Below are 19,231 nucleotides of genomic sequence, written 5' to 3' on the forward strand. Positions count from 1 at the left end.
TTAATATAAATAAATTATAAAAATATGAGGAGGCATTTATGTCTAAATTATTCAAACGTTTGCCGCTACTTCTGGTCTTTGCGTTATTGGTAAGTGTATTTTTACCTGTAGGTCAGGCTTTTGCAGCCAACGAAACAACGTTAACGATTCACAAGATTGATGGAACAGGTGTCGACACACATCCTGCAACTGATGGAGAATTAAAGGGTGAAGGGCAAAACTATAAAGGGATCCAGAATATTAGTTTCACTTATTGGAGCATCAGTAAAGAACAATTTGACGCGATGAAAAATGATTCTGCAAATTATAAAACATCAGACATGGTTGAAGGTAAGTATGGTGACTTAAAAGGAAAAGGTATAAATACGGGCGTTACTGATGTAAAGGGTGAAGTTAAAATTCCGAATTTAGCAGAAGGTTACTACTGGTTCGTAGAAAATACACCGACAACGGTTGCATCGTCAGCAGCAGTCCCATTCGGCTTAAGTCTGCCGCTTTCAAATAAAGAGGGTACGGGTTATATCACTGATTTACATGTATATCCTAAAAACATTCTTGAAACTACCACACCGACAATCGATAAAGATGTGAAAGCTGATGGGACTAAAGAAGCGAACTACAATGTAGGGGATGAATTCAATTGGTTCATTCAACCGACAATCGTTAAAGGTATTGCTGATTACGCGAAATTTACAGTGACTGATAAAATCGATACAAAGTTAGATTTTAATGATGCCAGCAAAGTTGTTGTTGAGTTAAACGGTCAAGCTATGCTAGCTGGAACTGACTATGTTGCAGAGTATGATGCTGCAACCCGAGTATTAAAAGTAGACTTCACTAGCGAAGGACGCAAAAAGTTAGGAACAGCCATTGGCGGTAAATTAAACATCAAAGTACCTACTAAAATCAACAAAACAGCAATCATGGGTCAGGCAATTAAGAATAATGCAACATTGACATTTGATAATAACCACGGTACGAGTGGGACTCCTTCTGTACCAGAAACGGATATCCCTAAAGTCTACACAGGTGGTAAGAATTACGTAAAAGTAGGCGACGGTAGCGATGCTCCAAAACTTAATGGTGCTGAATTTGTTATTAAAAATTCAGCGGGTGAGTTTGTTGCCATTGATGATAATGGGGTTGTGACTTATGTTAAAGATCAATCAAATGCAGAAATCTTTACTTCAAAAGCTGACGGAACATTTGAGGTAAAAGGTTTAGCTTATGGAAGTTATACTTTAGTAGAGATTAAAGCGCCTAAAGAATATACATTACCTACTAATCCTGTAACATCTTTTGATGTGACTCAGACTTCTTATTATGAAAATCCAGTAAACATAACAGCTACATCTGATGCCCCAACAGCAGTACCTACAACTATCGTTAACAAACAGACGTTTATTCCTGACACAGGGGGTATCGGTACAGTCATCTTCACGGTTGTCGGTCTTGCACTGATGGTTCTGGCATTCGTGATGTTAAGAAGAAGACAACAGGCTTAAAGAGTCCTGTATAATGATAAGGTGGACTTTGGTCTGCCTTATTTTTTTATAAGGAGGAGAGCATGATTGAACTCCGGTAAAAAGAAAAAGAATCATTTTGTTTCTAACTTATTATTTGCCCTGATTTTTCTTATGGGGCTCGGTATTCTCGCTTATCCCATGATCAGTGCCGTCTACTATGATTATGAATCCGGGACGGAAGTAAATGACTTCAACAAAGAAGTGGAGCTTTTGTCCGACAAGGAGATTGACAGTCGTATTGAGAAGGCGAAAGCATATAATGAGTCACTGAACGGCAATGAAGTGCTCCATGATGCTTACAGTCAGGAAGAAGAAGCAGCAGGGAAAAGGGAATATGCGAAGATGCTGGAAGTGCACGAGAAAATAGGACACGTGGAGATTCCGAGGATTCATCAGGATCTGCCGCTGTATGCGGGGACAACTGAACGTTTGCTGCAGCAAGGTCTCGGTCATCTGGAAAATACCTCACTGCCAGTAGGTGGCAAGTCGACGCATAGTGTCATCACCGGCCATCGCGGTCTGCCCGACAAGAAGCTGTTTACAGACTTGGATAAGATGAAGGTCGGCGATATGATTTATGTACATAATATCAAAGAGATCCTGGCCTATAAGGTGGACCGTATTAAAGTGATCGATCCGAATGACTTCAGCAAGCTGAAGATTGTCAAGGATAAGGACCAGCTGACACTGCTGACCTGTACACCTTATATGATCAATTCCCATCGTCTGATTGTGACGGGTCATCGTGTTCCTTATACCCCTGAGGAAGCGAAGAAACATGAGGCAGCACAGGAACCTTGGTGGTACAAGTTCCTGTACGTCTACAAGAACTACCTGATCGGTCTGGCTGTCGCACTGGTGCTGTTCATGCTATACCGTCTATGGAAGAACAGTAAGAAGAAGCGTGCAGGGCAATGAAGAAATGGATGATTGTTCTCATATTCCTGCTAGGTGTTGTCATCTGTCTGTATCCTCAGTTCACTAAGGTCTATTATAACTATGAAATGTCTCGTGAGGCTGATCAGCTGGACAGACGATTTCAGGTTGATTCTGATGACCAGAAACAGAGGTACGTCCAGTTCGAAGCCTATAACCGTCAGATGAATGGCAATCAGCATATAGAAGCCCCTGCTGTGCAGGTCAAAAAGGACGATAAAGTAAGTGAACAGGTCTTTGCTGATGATGTCATCGCGACGGTGAAGATTCCGAAGCTGAAGTTACATTATCCGGTCTATGACAAGGCGACACCGGCAAACTTGAACCGTGGTGTCTCGCGGGTGGAGGGCACAAGTTATCCTGTCGGCGGCTGGTCAACGAACAGTGTGCTTGCCGCCCATAGTTATTCGCCTTATCATGAATGGTTCACCCATATTGACCGTCTGAGTAATGGTGATTTAATCATTATCAACAATTTCAAGGAGACACTGTACTATAAAGTGTATGACCGGGTCATTGTAACGCCTGATAAAGTAGAGGCGATGGCAGTGAAGAAGGGGAAGGATCTTATCACCCTGCTGACCTGTACACCTTCCGGTCAGGAGCGACTGCTGATTTATGCCGAGCGGACGACAAAAGAAGGCCATAAGCTCATCCCGAAAGCGAGTACGCCCACGCAGGAAGAGCCGCAGTCCTTCTTTGAGAAGATGAAAGTGCTGTCAGATTCCTGGCTGCTCCTGCTGCTTGTCGCCCTGCTGTCACTTCTCTTTATCGGTCGGCTGATTCATAGTAGAAGCTAAGAGAGAGCACTCAGAATCTCAGAATATTGCAAAGACACCTGTCTGTCAGACAGGTGTCTTTATTTGTGGGGTGATATCCTTCAGCGTGTACTGGTCCAGCACGTTGAGATAGGCAAATAATGCCTGGCCCAGCACGGACTGCAGGCCGCACTTGCCGATGATGGGACAGGTGTTCGTCTCGGGATTGAAGCATTCAACGAGATTGAAATGCTCCTCAGTCTTACGCACTAGCTCGCCGATATTGATATCCTCCGGTTTCTTGTTCAGTTTGATGCCGCCGCCGCGTCCTCTGACAGATAAGATATAGCCTTCCAGTGCCAGGTTGTGGACGACTTTGGTGAGATGATTCTTCGAGATATTATAGAAGCGGGCGATTTCATCGATCTGGGTCAGTTGTGACTGCGGGGCCAGATACATCAGGACGCGAAGCGAATAGTCTGAATACAAGGTCAGTTTCATTGGGCAGACCTCCTTTATCCTTATTATAAATCACATTCTCCTATTATGCCTTGACAATTTCAGTAAATGCAAATGTGACAACTTTTCAAAGTTATTTCATTTATATTTGTGCAAGGACAGAAATAAGGGTAGAATAAAGGTGTATTTTAAATGTATCTTTTAGGGGGATTTATTTATGTTATCACAGGAAACGAGAGAAATCATCAAAGCAACAGTGCCTGTTCTCGAACAGCATGGTACAGAGATCACATCCGTCTTCTATGCCCATATGTTTGAAGAACATCCGGAACTGCTCAATGTCTTCAATAAAACAAACCAGAAACTCGGCCGTCAGCAGACTGCACTGGCTCAGACCGTCCTGGCAGCTGCGAAGCATATTGATCATTTAGAAGCGATTATTCCGAACGTCAATCAGATCGCGCATAAACATAGAGCGCTGGAAATCAAGCCTGAACACTACCCGATTGTCGGGGAGAACCTGATCTATGCCATCAAAAAAGTATTGGGCGAAGCGGCGACACCGGAAATCATCAATGCCTGGACTGAAGCATACGGTGTCATTGCCGATGTCTTTATTCAGATGGAAGCGGCCCTCTATCAAGAAGCGGAATGGCAAGGCTTCAAAGCATTCAAAGTGGTACGTGTGAAGGACGAATCTGCGCATATCAAGTCATTTGTTGTGGAACCTGTGGACGGTACGCAGTTGAAACCGGTCGTGGCGGGCCAGTATATTACGGTCAAAGTCCATCCGGAAGGTGATACGAATGATATGCTGCGTCACTATTCCATCTGTCATACCGATGTATCACAAGGGCTTGAATTTGCAGTGAAACGCGATGTGCAGGGTGACGTCAAAGGTGCAGTATCTAACTATCTGCATGACTGTGTGAAAGTCGGGGACGAGATTCTGTTATCAGCACCGGCAGGCGAATTTGTCGTTGCTGACACCGACCGTCCGCTTGCTTTCATCAGCGGTGGTGTCGGCATGACACCTGTTATGGCGATGCTGCACGAACAGGCGGCTGAAGGAAAGGACATCAAATTCATTCACTCGGCATATAACCGTGATGAAGTGCCGTTTAAGGATGAGATCATCTCTTTCCATAATAAGGAGAATGTACAGTTCTACTTCAATTATTCAGAGAGTGCAGGTCGTCTGACGAAAGAGAAGCTTGAGAAAATCTTGACAGGTGAAGAAGAGATCTATATGTGCGGCAGCGTCGGTTTCATGGAGAGTCTGCTAGCTATCTTTGATGACATGGGCGTTTCTCGTGACCATATTCATTTTGAGCCGTTCGGTCCGAAGATGAGTATCACAGCTTAATAGGAGGATTGATATGCCGGAAGCCGTGCTGCGCTTCCGGCATTTTTATGATTTAAACAGGTAAACCATTACCGGACAAAAGTATTTAACTTAAATGTTTATTTCATAATATTTCCGGTAATATAAAGAATGTAACCATCACGGTTATAAAAGGACTTCGGTCTTAAAAAGGAGCTATGATCATGTCAAATCTTAATCCAGAACAAGCGCTTAACAACATGAGCAACGAGGACAAGGAACAGATTTTAGCAAGCTTCAATCAATTCAAAAGTTTTTTAGGCGATAAAGTCGAAAAAGCTGAGAACATGGGTTTCAGTGATGAGGCAATTGCGAAAGCAGCAGAAAAGTTAGCTGACCAGTTAGCGAAACATCAGGAACCTAAGAACCGTGAAGAGAAAGTATTGAACGAATTATGGGATAGTGCTGAAGGCGAAGAGAAATCAGCGATTGCCCGCGCATTAGTAAGAATGGTACAAAAAGAAGCATAATATAGTGCAGACTGCATCAGCGGTCTGTTTTTTACTGACTAAAATCTGAGGAGGTATCCTATGTTTTTACATGATAAACATCTGCAGTTTGAAGCTAAACCGGTGAAGCCGGATCCCCTTATGGCTAAGCGCGTCCAGGAATTGATTGGCGGACAGTATGGTGAGATGAGTGTCGCTATGCAGTATCTGTTTCAAGGATGGGGCGTCAGAAAAGGCAATGAACAGTATAAAGACCTGCTGCTTGATGTCGGGACAGAGGAACTCGGTCATATCGAGATGCTGGCTACAATGGTAGGGCGTCTCCTGGACGGCACGTCAATTGAGCATCAGGAAGCAGCGATGAAGGACCCTGCGACCGCTGCTATTCTCAGCGGTATGAATCCGCAGCATGCGATTGTGGCGGGGATGAATGCACGGCCGGCTGACAGTGTGGGTAATCCTTGGAGCGGCAGCTATATCATCTCCAGCGGTAATCTGCTCGCTGACTTCCGTGCGAACTTAAATGCGGAATCACAGGGCCGCACGCAGGCCATCCGTATTTATGAAATGACGGATGATCCAGGCCTCAAAGATATGCTTGCAGTATTGATTGCCCGCGATTCATATCACCAGAATCTGTGGCTGCAGGCGATCGCGGAACTTGAAGAGGTAGAAGGCAAGATCACCCCAGGTTCCTTCGACCGTAAACTGGAACGTGAAGATATCGCCTTCTCGCTCTATAATCACTCAGCAAGCTCAGAAGAAAGCGCTAAAGGTTCATGGGCGAAAGGCAAGACACCTGCAGGCGACGGGAAATTCAAATATGAATCAAAAGTCCTGGTAGAAGGGGCAGTCCCTGAACTTGAAAATCCGCATCCATCGCTTCATTCAACGAAACCAAAGAAATAATTAATAACCCCGGGAGCTCTGAGAGCTTGCCGGGGTTATTGTCTGTATGGTGATAAAAAGGAGTCCGTTATTCCTTAAATGGCGGACACATCCTACTGCTATCTACATAAAATAACCACTTCCAGTTATCCGGAAGTGGTTATTTGTCATCCCATTATTTGACGGAACGCTGTGCTGCCAGCAAGGTGTTGTTCAGAACCATGGTAATGGTCAGCGGTCCTACACCACCAGGTACAGGTGTAATGGCGCCGGCTACTTCTGAGACTTCGTCGTAGTTCACGTCGCCTGTCAGCTTGCCGTCAACCACTGTGTTTCCGACGTCTACGATGACTGCGCCCGGCTTCACATCGTCTTTTGTGACAAGGCCAGGTTTACCGACTGCAGAGACGATGACGTCTGAACGTTTCAATGTTTCTTTCATATTCGTGCTGCGTGAGTGAAGCAGGGTCACTGTTGCATTCGCATCAGTCAGCAGTTTGGCAACAGGCTGACCGACGATGTGTGAACGGCCGATGACGGCAACTTCTTTACCGGTCAGATCGATGTCCGCGTTCTTCAGGATTTCCATGATACCGAGTGGTGTACAAGGAATGAATGTTTCCATCCCTGCATACAGGCGGCCGATGTTGATCGGATTGAAACCGTCCACGTCTTTTTTAGGGTCGATTGCTTCCAGTACTTTTTCTTCAGAGATTTGTTGCGGCAGCGGGACCTGTACCAAGATGCCGTGGACAGCCGGATCTTCATTCAGGCGCTTGATTTCTGCTAGGACTTCTTCTTCTGTCGCAGTTTCGTCCATCTTGACGATTTCCGATGACATGCCGATCTTCTCTGCTGATTTCTTCTTGTTGTTGACATAACTCTGGCTCGCACCGTCGTTACCGACAAGGATAACGGTCAAGTTAGGTGTCGTGCCTTGTTCCTTCAGTTGTTCCACTTCTCTCTGCAGGCCTGCACGGTATTCCTGTGCGATTGCCTTACCGTCTAACACTTTTGCTGTCATGCTGTCTCCTCCTGTAAATCGAACGTTTTTAATTAATTTCAACTTGATTATCACTAGAAACCGAACTAATTTCGAATAATTTACTTAAAATTAATTAAAATGTTCGTTTATTCGATTGAAATCTGATAGCACTACTGGTATGCTACTACTGTAATCATCTCAATTTATGAAACGGTTTTCAATAGATATGGAGGTAATTTTTGATGAAAGTTGCTGTAGTTATGGGGTCGTCATCTGACTGGCCGACGATGAAGGAAGCCGTCACTGTTCTGGAGTCATTCGGCATTGTCGCTGAGGCTTCAGTGGTGTCTGCCCACCGCACGCCGCTGCAGATGGTCGACTTCGCACGCGAGGCGAGAACGCAGGGGATTGACGTCATTATCGCTGGTGCTGGAGGCGCCGCTCATTTACCGGGTATGATCGCCTCTATGACGACACTGCCTGTCATCGGTGTACCGATTGAGACTAAGACATTAAAAGGATTGGATTCACTGCTATCCATCGTCCAGATGCCCGGCGGTATACCTGTTGCCACAACGGCCATCGGTTCAGCCGGTGCGAAGAATGCGGGGATTCTGGCCGCACGTATCTTAAGTCTGAAGGACGAGGCTTTAGTTGAGAAGCTGGATGACTACGAAGCGTCACTTGTCGAGAAAGTGGAGGCGATGCAGCATGACTTACACTAAACTGGCGGTCGGCTCAACGATCGGCATCATCGGCGGGGGACAGCTCGGCAAGATGATGGCACAAAGTGCGCAGGCACGCGGCTTTAAAGTCGCTGTCCTCGATCCGGATGACACGTGTCCCGCACGCTACGTCAGCCATCATTTCATTCAGGCGCCTTATAACGACAGTGAAGCCCTGCAGCAGCTGGGGGCACTGTCTGACGTCATCACGTATGAATTTGAGAATATCAGCGGCGAGGCCCTCAGCAAGATCACCTCACAGTTCAACGTGCCGCAAGGGGCAGAGACAGTCGTCACCCTGCAGAACCGCCTCGCTGAAAAAACAGCACTTAAAGAAGCGGGTGCAGCGGTAGTGCCGTTTGTCTCTGTGACGCATCAGGAGGAACTGCAGGAGGCTGCTGACACACTCGGTTTTCCGTTTATGCTGAAGACAACGTTCGGCGGTTATGACGGTAAAGGCCAGCTGGTCATCGAAAGTGCTGAGGACTTCAAGCAGGCGGATGAACTCCTCGCGGTCCGTCCTTGTGTCGCTGAAAAACGCATCAGCTTAAAATCAGAGATCTCCATCACCGCTACAGCTGCCGTGGACGGCCAGGTGGTCTTCTTCCCGGTACAGGAGAACATACATCGCAACCAGATTCTCTATAAAACGACGGTGACCGGTGAGCATCCGTATCAGGCGCAGGCGGTGGATGAAGTGAAGAAAATCATGCAGGCCATTTATTTTGTCGGCACTTTTACGGTCGAGTTCTTCATCGACCAGGATGACACGCTCTATGTCAATGAAATTGCGCCACGTCCCCATAATTCCGGACATTACTCAATCGAAGCATGTGATTATTCGCAGTTCGATACCCATATTCTCAGCGTCGCCGGCTGGCAGCTGCCGGAGCGGATTGAATTGCTGAAGCCTGCTGTGATGTTCAACTTGCTCGGTCAGGACCTTGACACGATGGAGGATGTCTTCAGCGACCATGCTGACTGGCATGTCCATGTCTACGGCAAGGAAACCCGTAAGGACAACCGTAAGATGGGTCACGTGACGATTCTTGACCTGAATAACGACTATGAAGCGATTTATAAGGAGAGAATGTAGATGTTAGTGTATGAAGGTAAAGCTAAACGCGTCTTTTCAACAGATGATGAGCAGGTCTACCGTATCGAGTACAAGGATGAAGTGACGGCCGGGAACGGTGCGAAGAAGGATGCCATGGAAGGAAAAGGACGACTGAACAACCTGATCACAAGCCGTTTCTTCGAATTATTGACGGATGCGGGCTATCCATCACATTTCATTGAACGTCTGTCAGACACTGAACAGCTGGTCAGAAAAGTCGATATCATCCCCCTCGAAGTCGTCGTGCGTAACATCGCAGCAGGCTCCATCACGAAGCGTCTCGGTTTCACAAAAGGTGAAAGCTTCAGACAGCCGCTCGTTGAGTTCTACTACAAGAAAGATGAGCTGAACGATCCGCTTGTCACAGATGACCATGTCAAGCTGCTTGGTATTGCGGACGATGTTGAGATTGCTGAACTGAAACGTCAGGCACTTGCCATCAACGACCACCTGATCGAGCTCATGAACCGTATGCATCTCGATCTTGTCGACTTCAAGATTGAGTTCGGTAAGGATAAGGACGGTCATATCCTACTTGCTGATGAAATATCACCTGACACGTGCCGCATCTGGGACAAGGAGACAAAAGAGAATTTTGATAAAGATGTATACAGGGAAGAGACAGGCTCACTGATTGATACGTACACTCACTTCTACAATAAAATGGAGGCTTTATAATCATGAAAAACATCGAACTTTACATCACATTACAGAAACAGGTTTTAGATACGCAAGGACAGACATTGACGCGTGCCGTGCATGATTTAGGTTACAGCGGGGTCAATGATATCCGGGTCGGCAAAGTCCTGTATATGACAGTGGACGAAGCGACAGATGCAGCAGTGGATAATGTTGTACGCACACTCAGCGAGAAGTTATTCGCGAATACGGTCATTGAAGAGTACAGCTACAAAGTCGTGGAGGCGGAATAATGAAGTTTGCGGTCATTGAATTTCCGGGGTCAAACTGTGACCGGGATATGCTGAATGCAGCGCTCATCACAGGTATGGAGGCTGAATATGTGGACTACCGCAAGACGTCACTGGACGGTTATGACGGTGTGCTGATTCCGGGCGGATTCTCGTTCGGTGATTACCTGCGCTGCGGTGCGATGGCACGAGTCGCACCGATTGTTGATGAAGTCAGACGTCTCGCTGATGAAGGGAAGCCCGTCCTTGGTGTCTGTAACGGCTTCCAGATCCTGACGGAGATCGGTTTACTGCCGGGCGCGCTGCTCCATAACGAAAGCCACCGTTTTATCTGTCGTGATGAGCACCTGACCATCGTCAACCATGAGACGCGGTTCACGCATCTATATGACGAAAATGAAACAGTGATCTACCCGATCGCCCACGGTGAAGGGTCCTACTACTGTTCAGAAGAGACTTTACAGGAACTGAAGGCTAATAGGCAGATTATATTATCCTATTCCGAGAATCCGAACGGTTCTTTAGAAGATATCGCCGGCATCATCAACAAGGCAGGCAATGTCTGTGGCATGATGCCTCATCCAGAGCGTGCGATGGATACGCTGCTCGGTTCTGACGACGGTAAACGTTTATTCCAAGGTATTCTAGAAAGCTGGGGGAAATAACAGATGAGATTTTTAGAGCCAACGATTGATGAGATCAAGATCAACAGATTATATGCGGATATGGGGCTGTCAGATGCTGAGTACGACAAAGTGTGTGATATTTTAGGCCGCATGCCGAACTATACAGAGATCGGCATCTTCTCCGTGATGTGGAGTGAACACTGTTCCTATAAGCATTCAAAGCCGTTCTTAAAGCAGTTCCCGACGTCCGGTGAGCGTGTCCTGATGGGGCCGGGTGAAGGCGCGGGAGTTGTCGACATCGGTGACAACCAGGCTGTCGTCTTCAAAGTGGAATCCCATAACCATCCGAGTGCGATTGAACCTTATCAGGGCGCAGCGACAGGTGTCGGCGGTATCGTCCGTGACATCGTCTCTATCGGTGCACGGCCGGTTCAGCTCTTGAACAGTCTGCGTTTCGGTGAACTGGATGCCAAGCAGAACCAGCGTCTCTTCTCCGGGGTCGTTGCCGGTATCGGCGGTTACGGCAACTGTATCGGTATCCCGACAGTCGCAGGCGAGATTGAATTTGACTCACAGTATGACGGCAATCCGCTGGTCAATGCGATGTGTGTCGGTGTCATCGACCACGACAAGATCCAGAAGGGGACAGCGAAAGGGACCGGTAACCCGGTTATCTATGTCGGTCTGAAGACAGGACGCGACGGTATCCACGGTGCGACGTTTGCATCAGAGGAGCTGAACGAGGAATCTGAATCCAAGCGGCCGTCTGTTCAGATCGGTGATCCATTTGTCGGCAAGAAGCTGATGGAAGCGACACTTGAAGCCATCACTTATCCGGAGCTTGTCGGCATCCAGGATATGGGTGCAGCTGGTCTGACGTCCTCTTCATCTGAGATGGCAACAAAAGGCGGTTCAGGCATCCATCTGCACCTTGAGAAGGTACCGACGCGTGAGCCGGGCATCTCCCCTTATGAGATGATGTTATCAGAGACGCAGGAGCGCATGCTGCTCGTCGTTCAGAAAGGGACGGAACAGAAGTTCCTTGATCTGTTCGATCATCATGAGCTGGACAGTGCCGTGATCGGTGAAGTGACGGATACAGACCGCTTCGTCCTGAGCTATGAGGGTGAGGTCTATGCAGATATTCCGGTGCAGCCGTTAAGTGACGAGGCGCCTGTCTATGTACTTGAAGGCAAGGCCGCTGACTATCAGGCAGTTGACCATGACTACTCCCGTATCGATGCACAGGACGTCTTTGACCGTCTGCTGAAGCATCCGACCCTGGCCTCTAAAACATGGGCCTACTCCCAGTATGACCAGCAGGTCGGGGCGAACACCATCATCAAGCCGGGCCTGTCAGCCGGCGTGACCCGTGTCGAAGGGACGACTAAGGCCATTGCGTCAACGATTGACGGCGAAGCACGCTACGTCTTTAACCATCCTTACCAGGGCGGTAAGATGGTCGTTGCTGAAGCGTACCGCAACTTGATCGCGGTCGGCAGCCTGCCGCTTGCGATGACGGACTGTCTGAACTACGGTAACCCGGAGAAACCGGAGATCTACCAGCAGCTTGCGGATTCAACGCGGGGGATGGCTGAAGCCTGCCGCGCGCTTAATACACCGGTCGTCTCAGGGAATGTCTCCCTCTATAATGAGACAAAAGGTGAAGCCATCTTCCCGACACCGGTCGTCGGTATGGTCGGCTTAATAGAGGATATTGAATATTTACGTGACTTCACACCGACAGAAGGTGAGTCGATCTACTTAGTCGGCTCAACAGGCGCAGACTTCAGCGGCTCGCAGATCGAGAAGTTACTCTTTGATGAAGTGGCGCACGAAGAAGTAGCGATTGATCTGGCACTTGAAGCTGAACGCGGTGAAGCCATCCGTGAACTGATCACAGGCGGCAAGCTGTCTCATGTCCAGGCAGTCGGTAAGGGCGGCGTCGCCATCAAGCTCGCGCAGATGGCTGCCTATCTGGAAACCGGGATTGAAGCGAAGATCGATATTCCTGTCGAGCAGCTCTTCAGTGAGACCCAGGGGCGTTATCTCCTGATCGCCAAGGAAGACATTGAACTGCAGGATGCGGTTAAAATCGGTACGTTCGGCACTGAGCGCTTCAGAGTTGAAGCGAATAACGGCGTGGTTGAACAGGATGTGAACAGTATCATCAGTACGTGGAGAGGAGCAATCGACCAATGTATGACATCCGCGGTCTAAACGAGGAATGCGGGGTATTCGGTATCTGGAATCACCCGAACGCAGCGGAACTGACTTATATGGCGCTCCACAGCCTCCAGCACCGTGGCCAGGAAGGCGCAGGGATTGTCTGTTCAAACGGCGACAATCTCTTCGGTGCGCGTGGTATGGGGCTGTTACCTGAAGCGATCAGTCAGGTGCAGCTGGATTCGCTGCGAGACTACCGCAGTGCGATCGGTCACGTACGCTATGCGACGACAGGGGCGTCTGAGCTGTCGAATGTCCAGCCTTTCTTGTTCAAGCATTCTAAAGGAGATCTTGGTCTTGCGCATAACGGTAACTTGACGAACGCACGTCAGATCCGCCTGGCGCTTGAAGCTGAAGGTGCTATCTTCCAGACGTCTTCTGACTCTGAAGTTCTGGGTCATCTGCTCTTCAAGGCGAAGTCGCCGAGCTTCAAGTCGAACCTGAAGGCCGCGCTCAACCAGATTAAAGGGGCCTTCGCTTATCTGGTCCTGCAGAAGGACAGTCTGACAGCGGCACTGGACAGTCACGGGGTCAGACCGCTGATGCTCGGTCAGATAGACGGAGCCTACTGTGTGGCCAGTGAATCCTGCGCACTCATGGCGATCGGCGCGGAATATATCCGTGACGTCGAGCCGGGGGAAGTCCTGACATTTAATGATGACGGGATGGACGAAGATTTCTATGCGCTTGAGACCAAGCATCGCATGTGCTCGATGGAATATGTCTATTTCGCGCGTCCCGATTCCGAGTTCCGTCATCACTCCATCTATAATGTACGTAAGGCGCTCGGTGAACAGCTGGCGAAGGAAATGAACATCGAGGCGGATATCGTCATCGGCGTACCGGATTCCTCTCTGCAGGCCGCTAAAGGCTTCTCGAGCTACTCGGGCATCCCGAATGAACAGGGACTGCTGAAGAACCGCTACGTCGGCCGGACGTTCATCACGCCGGACCAGAAGATGCGTGAACGCGCTGTACGAATGAAGCATGCGCCGATCCGTGATGTCGTGGAAGGTAAACGCGTCATCGTCATTGATGACTCCATCGTCCGCGGTACGACGAGCAAGTATATCGTCAAGGCCCTGCGTTCAGCAGGTGCCAGAGAAGTGCACATGGGTATCTCGTCGCCGCCGCTGAAGCATCCCTGCTATTACGGCATTGACGTCTCGACTCATGCGGAACTCATCGCTGCGTATCAGACAGTGGAGGAAATCCGTCAGGAGATAGAGGTCGATTCACTGACGTATCTGTCTGTCGAAGGGATGCATGACGTCTACCGCCGCTTCGAATCGAAGGGTGAGTGTGATGCCTGCTTCACGGGCAACTATCCGATTGAAATCGTCGATCACCTGTTACCGCAAGAAAAAGAGAAGAAGACGAAGGGAGTCTAATCATGTCAGAAGCATATAAATCGTCAGGCGTGGATATCCATGCGGGATATGAATCGGTGGAACGTATGAAAAAACACGTAGCGCGTACCATGCGTCAGGAAGTACTTGGAGGTCTCGGCGGATTCGGTGCCGCATTCGACCTCTCACAGCTGAATATGAAGGCACCGGTCCTGGTGTCAGGAACAGACGGAGTCGGTACGAAGCTGCGTCTTGCCATAGACGCAGACCGTCACGACACTATCGGCATTGATGCCGTCGCGATGTGCGTCAACGATATTCTGACCACGGGCGCACTGCCCCTCTACTTCCTCGATTATCTCGCCCTGAACAAAGTCGACCCCGCGATCGTCGAACAGATTGTCAAAGGTGTCGCTGAAGGCTGCGTGCAGTCCGAGTGTGCACTGATCGGCGGTGAGACGGCGGAGATGGGCGATATGTATCATGCTGGAGACTACGATATCGCTGGCTTCGCGGTCGGTGCTGTTGAGAAGGAAGACTATATCACCGGTGAGAAGATTCAGCCGGGCGACGTCATCATCGGCCTGCAGTCAAGCGGTATCCATAGTAACGGCTACAGTTTAGTAAGAAAAATTATCCGGGATAATAATATTGACTTAGAAAGCAGAATCGGTGACAGGACAGTGCTTGATACCGTCATTGAACCGACCCGGCTCTATGTGAGAGCGGTCAAGGAAATCATCCAGTCGAAAAAAGTGCACGGCATGTGCCATATCACAGGCGGCGGCTTCATTGAGAACATCCCGCGCGTGCTGCCGGCAGGCCTGTCAGCGCAGATTGATGTCTCAGCTATCCCGGAGCAGCCGGTCTTCAGATGGCTCGAAGAACAAGGGCAGCTTGACCGCCTGGAGATGTACAATGTCTTCAATATGGGTATCGGCTTCGTCATTATCACAGCTCAAGAGGACAAGGCGGCAGTCCTTGAGATGCTGCAGGCGGCCGGAGAAGAAGGGATTGTGATGGGGACGATTGCAGCGCATCAGGACCCGATCACCATCACAGGTCTTTAATGATGAAAAAAGTGGCGATATTTGCGTCAGGCAGCGGCTCAAACTTTGAGAGGATCATGGCCAATATAGCGTCGGGCTATCTGGATCATATTCAGGTGACAGGTCTTTATGTCGACCAGGCGGACGCATACGCCATTGAACGGGCAAAGCGCTACGCGGTGCCCGTTCATCTATTCGAATTGAGCGCATTTGACTCTAAAGCAGCATATGAACAGGCGATACTGGACAGACTGGTGGCCGATGAAGCCGAGTGGCTGATTCTGGCCGGCTATATGAAGCTCATCGGTCCGACACTGCTTGAACCTTATGAAGGACGCATCCTGAATATCCATCCTTCTCTCTTGCCGAGCTTTCCGGGGAAGGATGCAATTGGTCAGGCAGTCCGTTACGGCTGCCGCGTCTCCGGTGTGACGGTTCATTATGTTGATGCCGGCATGGATACCGGACAGATTATCGATCAGGTGGCCTGCCCGGTCTATGCGGACGATACAGTTGAGACCTTACAGCCCCGTATCCAGGCGATAGAATACGAACTTTATTCCCGAGTCATCAAAACTATCATATAAGGAGTCCATCATGAAAAAAGCATTGTTAAGTGTATCAAATAAAACAGGAATCACTGCATTTGCCGAGCAGCTGATCGAACAGGGGTTTGAGATTTTTTCAACAGGCGGCACGAAGAAAACGTTGGTCGATCACGGCATCCGCGTGCAGTCAGTCAGTGAACTGACCCACTTCCCGGAAATCATGGACGGCCGCGTCAAAACACTGCACCCTCATATCCACGGCGGTATACTGGCGGACCGTGACAATCATAAGCACCTGGATGCACTCAGTGAGCATGGCATCGAGCTGATAGACCTTGTCGCAGTCAATCTCTATCCGTTTGAAGAGACGGTGGCGCAGCCGGATGTCACTGAAAAAGAAGCGATTGAAAATATTGATATCGGTGGTCCGACGATGCTCCGTGCGAGTGCGAAGAACTTCAAGCATGTGCTGACAGTGGTGGACCCTGCTGACTATCCACGCATCATTGCGCACCTGAAGGCCGGCGAGACAGACGAAGCGTTCCGAAAAGAGCTGATGGTTAAGACCTTCCGTCATACCGCTGAGTACGATGCGGCGATTGTCGAGTTTTTCAGTGAGGCAAGCACAGCTCTTCGCTACGGCGAAAACCCGCAGCAAAAAGCGAAGTTCGTCAAGACATCTGATGCACCGAATACAATCGCAGGTGCCAAGCAGCTGCACGGGAAGGAACTCAGCTATAACAACATCAAGGACGCGGACGCGACACTGCAGCTCGTGAAGAAATTCAGCGAGCCGGCAGCAGTGGCGGTGAAGCACATGAATCCGTGCGGGGTAGGTGTCGGTGAGACGATTGAAGAGGCCTTCAGCAACGCTTACGCCGCAGACAGCCAGTCCATCTTCGGCGGGATTGTCGCGTTGAACCGTCAAGTTGACGCGGCAACTGCAAGAGCGCTCAGCGAGATTTTCCTCGAAGTCATGATTGCGCCGGGCTACAGTGAAGAGGCACTTGGGATTCTGACGCAGAAGAAGAATATCCGTCTCCTTGAAATACAGATGGATGCGGATGAAGAGACAGAAGAATTTGTCTCGGTATCTGGCGGCTATCTAGTACAGGATAAAGACAATGCCGTCCTGAGCCGTGACGAGATGACTGTCGTGACAGAAGCACAGCCGACTGAAGCGCAGTGGCAGGCGATGGCACTCGGCTGGACAGTCGTGAAAAGCGTGAAAAGTAACGCCATCGTGCTGGCGAATCCGAAACAGACGGTCGGTATCGGTGCCGGTCAGATGAACCGCGTCGGGGCAGCGAAGATCGCGATTGAACGTGCGATTGAAATAAATGACGATGTGATTTTAGCGAGTGATGGCTTCTTCCCGATGAGTGATACCGTGGAGACTGCTGCAGCGGCAGGCATCAAATGTATCATTCAGCCGGGAGGATCTATCAAGGATCAGGATTCCATTGATGCAGCGAATCAGCTGGGCATTGCCATGGTGATGACCGGCATGCGTCACTTTAAACATTAGGAGGTTGTCATGAAGGTACTTGTAATCGGTTCAGGCGGTCGTGAGCATGCACTCTGCCATAAGCTTAAGCAGTCCGCGCGCGTCGACGAAGTCTTCGTCATACCGGGCAATGATGCGATGGTCAATGTCGCGACCGTCGTCAGCGCAATCAAAGAGACAGAACAGGATAAGATTCAGGCATTTGCGTTAGAGCACGGCGTGGACTGGGTGGTCATCGGTCCGGAACAGCCGCTGACAGAGGGACTGGCCGATGTGCTGACAGCAGCGGGCATCAAAGTGTTCGGCCCGAACAAGCGGGCAGCGCAGATAGAAGGCTCCAAGTCTTTCGCCAAGGAACTGATGGCGAAATACGGTATTCCGACAGCGGCCTATCAGGTTGTGACGACAAAAGAGGAGGCACTGGACTATCTGGCCAGCCATCCCGCACCGATTGTCCTGAAGCAGGACGGTCTCGCTGCAGGTAAAGGGGTTATTGTGGCGATGACACATGAAGAAGCGGTCGGCGCCATCGAGTTTTTCTATCAGGACGGCGATGCTGAAGTGGTCTTTGAGGAGTTCCTGGCAGGTGAAGAGTTCTCGCTGATGGTCCTTGTCAATGATGACTTCATCATACCCTTTGACGTCATCGCACAGGATCATAAGCGCGCCTATGACGGTGACCTCGGCCCTAACACAGGCGGCATGGGTGCCTACTGTCCGGTGTCACATATAGGTGATGATGTGTTAGAAATGACGAATGAGACAATCGCTTATCCGGTCGCGCGGGCGATGCATGAGGAAGGGCTGAATTATTTCGGCTTACTCTACATCGGTGCGATCATCACTGAAGACGGTCCGAAAGTCATCGAGTTCAACGCGCGCTTCGGCGACCCGGAATGTCAGGTGCTGCTGACGAAAATGGAGAGTGACCTGATTGAGGTGCTGGAAGCCCTTGACAACAAGGAGGCGATTCAGCTTCAGTGGTCTGATGAGTCAGTCGTCGGTGTGGTACTCGCTTCAGAAGACTATCCTGGGAGCTACGATAAAGGCCATAAAGTCTACGGCTATGACGGTTCACTTGACTACTACATCAGTGGCCTGAAAAAAGAGGAGGACTGGGTGACGGACGGTGGTCGCGTCATGCTCGCGATCGGCACAGGGGCATCGATTGAAGAAGCCGTCAAAAGCAGTTATGACAAAGTCGGACAGATTACGAGCGACGGTCTGTTTCATCGTAAAGATATCGCACATCGTGCATTATAAGAACGGACGGAACCTGTGGTAACAGGTTCCGTTTTTATATTACAGGGGGCGCATGTGGCTGTAACGTTCCGCAAAGTGGAATAGCGGGACGTTACCCGACATCAAATAGAGTTATGAGCGATAAATGATAAATATCGCTCATAACTCATGGTTTATCTTCAACTGCACACGGTTATGAGCGGTAAACGCGATTTATCGCTCATAACGGCCAGCTAATCCCGAACAAAAAAAGCGAGGCGGCTGCCTCGCTTCCGATCTCTATATTATTCAAACGTTTTCTGTACGTCTTCGTGAGTCGCTTCTTTACCTGTTTCGTTCTGCTCGTTCTGTTCTACTGGTTCTTTCGCTTTTTCAGCATCTTCTTTATGCTGTTCGATTTTATCGTTAGTCATGATTGATTCCTCCTAAATGATGATAGTCTGTTATTCCCTTTAAAAATCAGTTCTAAACATCTAATACTTAAGTCTGATATTTCCATTTAAATGGGACAAATCCCTATGTTTTCAC

General features: G+C 49.2%; 20 protein-coding genes. 17 read left to right on the plus strand and 3 right to left on the minus strand.

Annotation, left to right across the window (positions count from 1 at the left end):
• Positions 1–38 precede the first annotated feature (38 nt).
• The 3 genes from QSV55_RS04105 (at position 39) to QSV55_RS04115 (ending at position 3,262) form a co-directional block, all read left to right on the plus strand.
• On the plus strand, positions 39–1,505 hold the full coding sequence (locus QSV55_RS04105; protein ID WP_289650812.1) for a SpaH/EbpB family LPXTG-anchored major pilin: 1,467 nt from the start codon (positions 39–41) through the stop codon (positions 1,503–1,505).
• A 66-nt stretch (positions 1,506–1,571) separates the two neighbouring features.
• Entirely contained in the window at positions 1,572–2,444 is an 873-nt protein-coding gene (locus tag QSV55_RS04110; protein WP_289650813.1) for a class C sortase, read from the plus strand.
• On the plus strand, positions 2,441–3,262 hold the full coding sequence (locus tag QSV55_RS04115; RefSeq protein WP_289650814.1) for a class C sortase: 822 nt from the start codon (positions 2,441–2,443) through the stop codon (positions 3,260–3,262). The genes QSV55_RS04110 and QSV55_RS04115 overlap by 4 nt, the downstream gene beginning before the upstream one ends.
• 45 nt (positions 3,263–3,307) lie before the next feature.
• Here the strand turns inward: QSV55_RS04115 and QSV55_RS04120 are convergent, their stop codons facing one another.
• Complete coding sequence (locus QSV55_RS04120) at positions 3,308–3,721, minus strand: RrF2 family transcriptional regulator (protein WP_289650815.1); 414 nt, start codon at positions 3,719–3,721, stop codon at positions 3,308–3,310.
• Positions 3,722–3,896: 175 nt separating this feature from the next.
• Here QSV55_RS04120 and QSV55_RS04125 point away from each other — a divergent pair, with 175 nt between their 5' ends.
• The 3 genes from QSV55_RS04125 (at position 3,897) to QSV55_RS04135 (ending at position 6,421) form a co-directional block, all read left to right on the plus strand.
• Entirely contained in the window at positions 3,897–5,045 is a 1,149-nt protein-coding gene (locus tag QSV55_RS04125) for a globin domain-containing protein (protein ID WP_289650816.1), read from the plus strand.
• A gap of 182 nt (positions 5,046–5,227) precedes the next feature.
• Entirely contained in the window at positions 5,228–5,533 is a 306-nt protein-coding gene (locus QSV55_RS04130) for a DUF3243 domain-containing protein (protein WP_289650817.1), read from the plus strand.
• Positions 5,534–5,593: 60 nt separating this feature from the next.
• On the plus strand, positions 5,594–6,421 hold the full coding sequence (locus tag QSV55_RS04135; RefSeq protein WP_289650818.1) for a manganese catalase: 828 nt from the start codon (positions 5,594–5,596) through the stop codon (positions 6,419–6,421).
• Between the two features lie 154 nt (positions 6,422–6,575).
• On the opposite strand, the gene folD is transcribed toward QSV55_RS04135, so the two are convergent.
• Positions 6,576–7,424: a bifunctional methylenetetrahydrofolate dehydrogenase/methenyltetrahydrofolate cyclohydrolase FolD gene (gene folD / locus QSV55_RS04140; RefSeq protein WP_289650819.1), complete on the minus strand. Its 849-nt coding sequence runs from the start codon at positions 7,422–7,424 to the stop codon at positions 6,576–6,578.
• A gap of 203 nt (positions 7,425–7,627) precedes the next feature.
• On the opposite strand from folD, the gene purE reads away from it, so the two are divergent.
• The 11 genes from purE to purD are packed head-to-tail and all read left to right on the plus strand — an operon-like array spanning position 7,628 to position 18,724.
• Entirely contained in the window at positions 7,628–8,110 is a 483-nt protein-coding gene (gene purE, locus QSV55_RS04145) for a 5-(carboxyamino)imidazole ribonucleotide mutase (RefSeq protein WP_289650820.1), read from the plus strand.
• Entirely contained in the window at positions 8,097–9,206 is a 1,110-nt protein-coding gene (gene purK, locus QSV55_RS04150; protein ID WP_289650821.1) for a 5-(carboxyamino)imidazole ribonucleotide synthase, read from the plus strand. Before purE ends, purK begins: the two co-directional genes overlap by 14 nt.
• Positions 9,207–9,905 carry a phosphoribosylaminoimidazolesuccinocarboxamide synthase gene (purC, locus tag QSV55_RS04155; protein ID WP_289650822.1) on the plus strand — a complete coding sequence of 233 codons (699 nt, stop codon included), beginning with the start codon at positions 9,207–9,209 and terminating at the stop codon, positions 9,903–9,905.
• Positions 9,906–9,907: 2 nt separating this feature from the next.
• Positions 9,908–10,159, plus strand: a complete 252-nt coding sequence (gene purS, locus QSV55_RS04160; protein ID WP_133451140.1) for a phosphoribosylformylglycinamidine synthase subunit PurS — start codon at positions 9,908–9,910, stop codon at positions 10,157–10,159.
• Complete coding sequence (purQ, locus tag QSV55_RS04165) at positions 10,159–10,821, plus strand: phosphoribosylformylglycinamidine synthase subunit PurQ (protein ID WP_289650823.1); 663 nt, start codon at positions 10,159–10,161, stop codon at positions 10,819–10,821. The genes purS and purQ overlap by 1 nt, the downstream gene beginning before the upstream one ends.
• A gap of 3 nt (positions 10,822–10,824) precedes the next feature.
• Positions 10,825–13,002 carry a phosphoribosylformylglycinamidine synthase subunit PurL gene (gene purL, locus QSV55_RS04170; protein ID WP_289650824.1) on the plus strand — a complete coding sequence of 726 codons (2,178 nt, stop codon included), beginning with the start codon at positions 10,825–10,827 and terminating at the stop codon, positions 13,000–13,002.
• Positions 12,981–14,399: an amidophosphoribosyltransferase gene (purF, locus tag QSV55_RS04175; RefSeq protein WP_289650825.1), complete on the plus strand. Its 1,419-nt coding sequence runs from the start codon at positions 12,981–12,983 to the stop codon at positions 14,397–14,399. The genes purL and purF overlap by 22 nt, the downstream gene beginning before the upstream one ends.
• 2 nt (positions 14,400–14,401) lie before the next feature.
• Positions 14,402–15,427 (plus strand): phosphoribosylformylglycinamidine cyclo-ligase, encoded by a 1,026-nt coding sequence (gene purM / locus QSV55_RS04180; RefSeq protein WP_289650826.1) that lies wholly within the window; start codon positions 14,402–14,404, stop codon positions 15,425–15,427.
• Between the two features lie 2 nt (positions 15,428–15,429).
• A complete protein-coding gene (gene purN, locus QSV55_RS04185; RefSeq protein WP_289651047.1) occupies positions 15,430–15,993 on the plus strand; it encodes a phosphoribosylglycinamide formyltransferase in 564 nt (187 codons plus the stop codon).
• 10 nt (positions 15,994–16,003) lie between these two features.
• Positions 16,004–17,482 carry a bifunctional phosphoribosylaminoimidazolecarboxamide formyltransferase/IMP cyclohydrolase gene (purH, locus tag QSV55_RS04190; RefSeq protein ID WP_289650827.1) on the plus strand — a complete coding sequence of 493 codons (1,479 nt, stop codon included), beginning with the start codon at positions 16,004–16,006 and terminating at the stop codon, positions 17,480–17,482.
• Between the two features lie 9 nt (positions 17,483–17,491).
• Complete coding sequence (gene purD / locus QSV55_RS04195) at positions 17,492–18,724, plus strand: phosphoribosylamine--glycine ligase (RefSeq protein WP_289650828.1); 1,233 nt, start codon at positions 17,492–17,494, stop codon at positions 18,722–18,724.
• A gap of 263 nt (positions 18,725–18,987) precedes the next feature.
• Here purD and QSV55_RS04200 read toward each other — a convergent pair whose 3' ends face one another.
• On the minus strand, positions 18,988–19,116 hold the full coding sequence (locus QSV55_RS04200; RefSeq protein WP_289650829.1) for a hypothetical protein: 129 nt from the start codon (positions 19,114–19,116) through the stop codon (positions 18,988–18,990).
• Between the last annotated feature and the right edge of the window lie 115 nt (positions 19,117–19,231).

Origin of the sequence: Macrococcus bovicus (genome assembly GCF_030376725.1) — a bacterium.
Classification (GTDB): domain Bacteria; phylum Bacillota; class Bacilli; order Staphylococcales; family Staphylococcaceae; genus Macrococcus; species Macrococcus bovicus.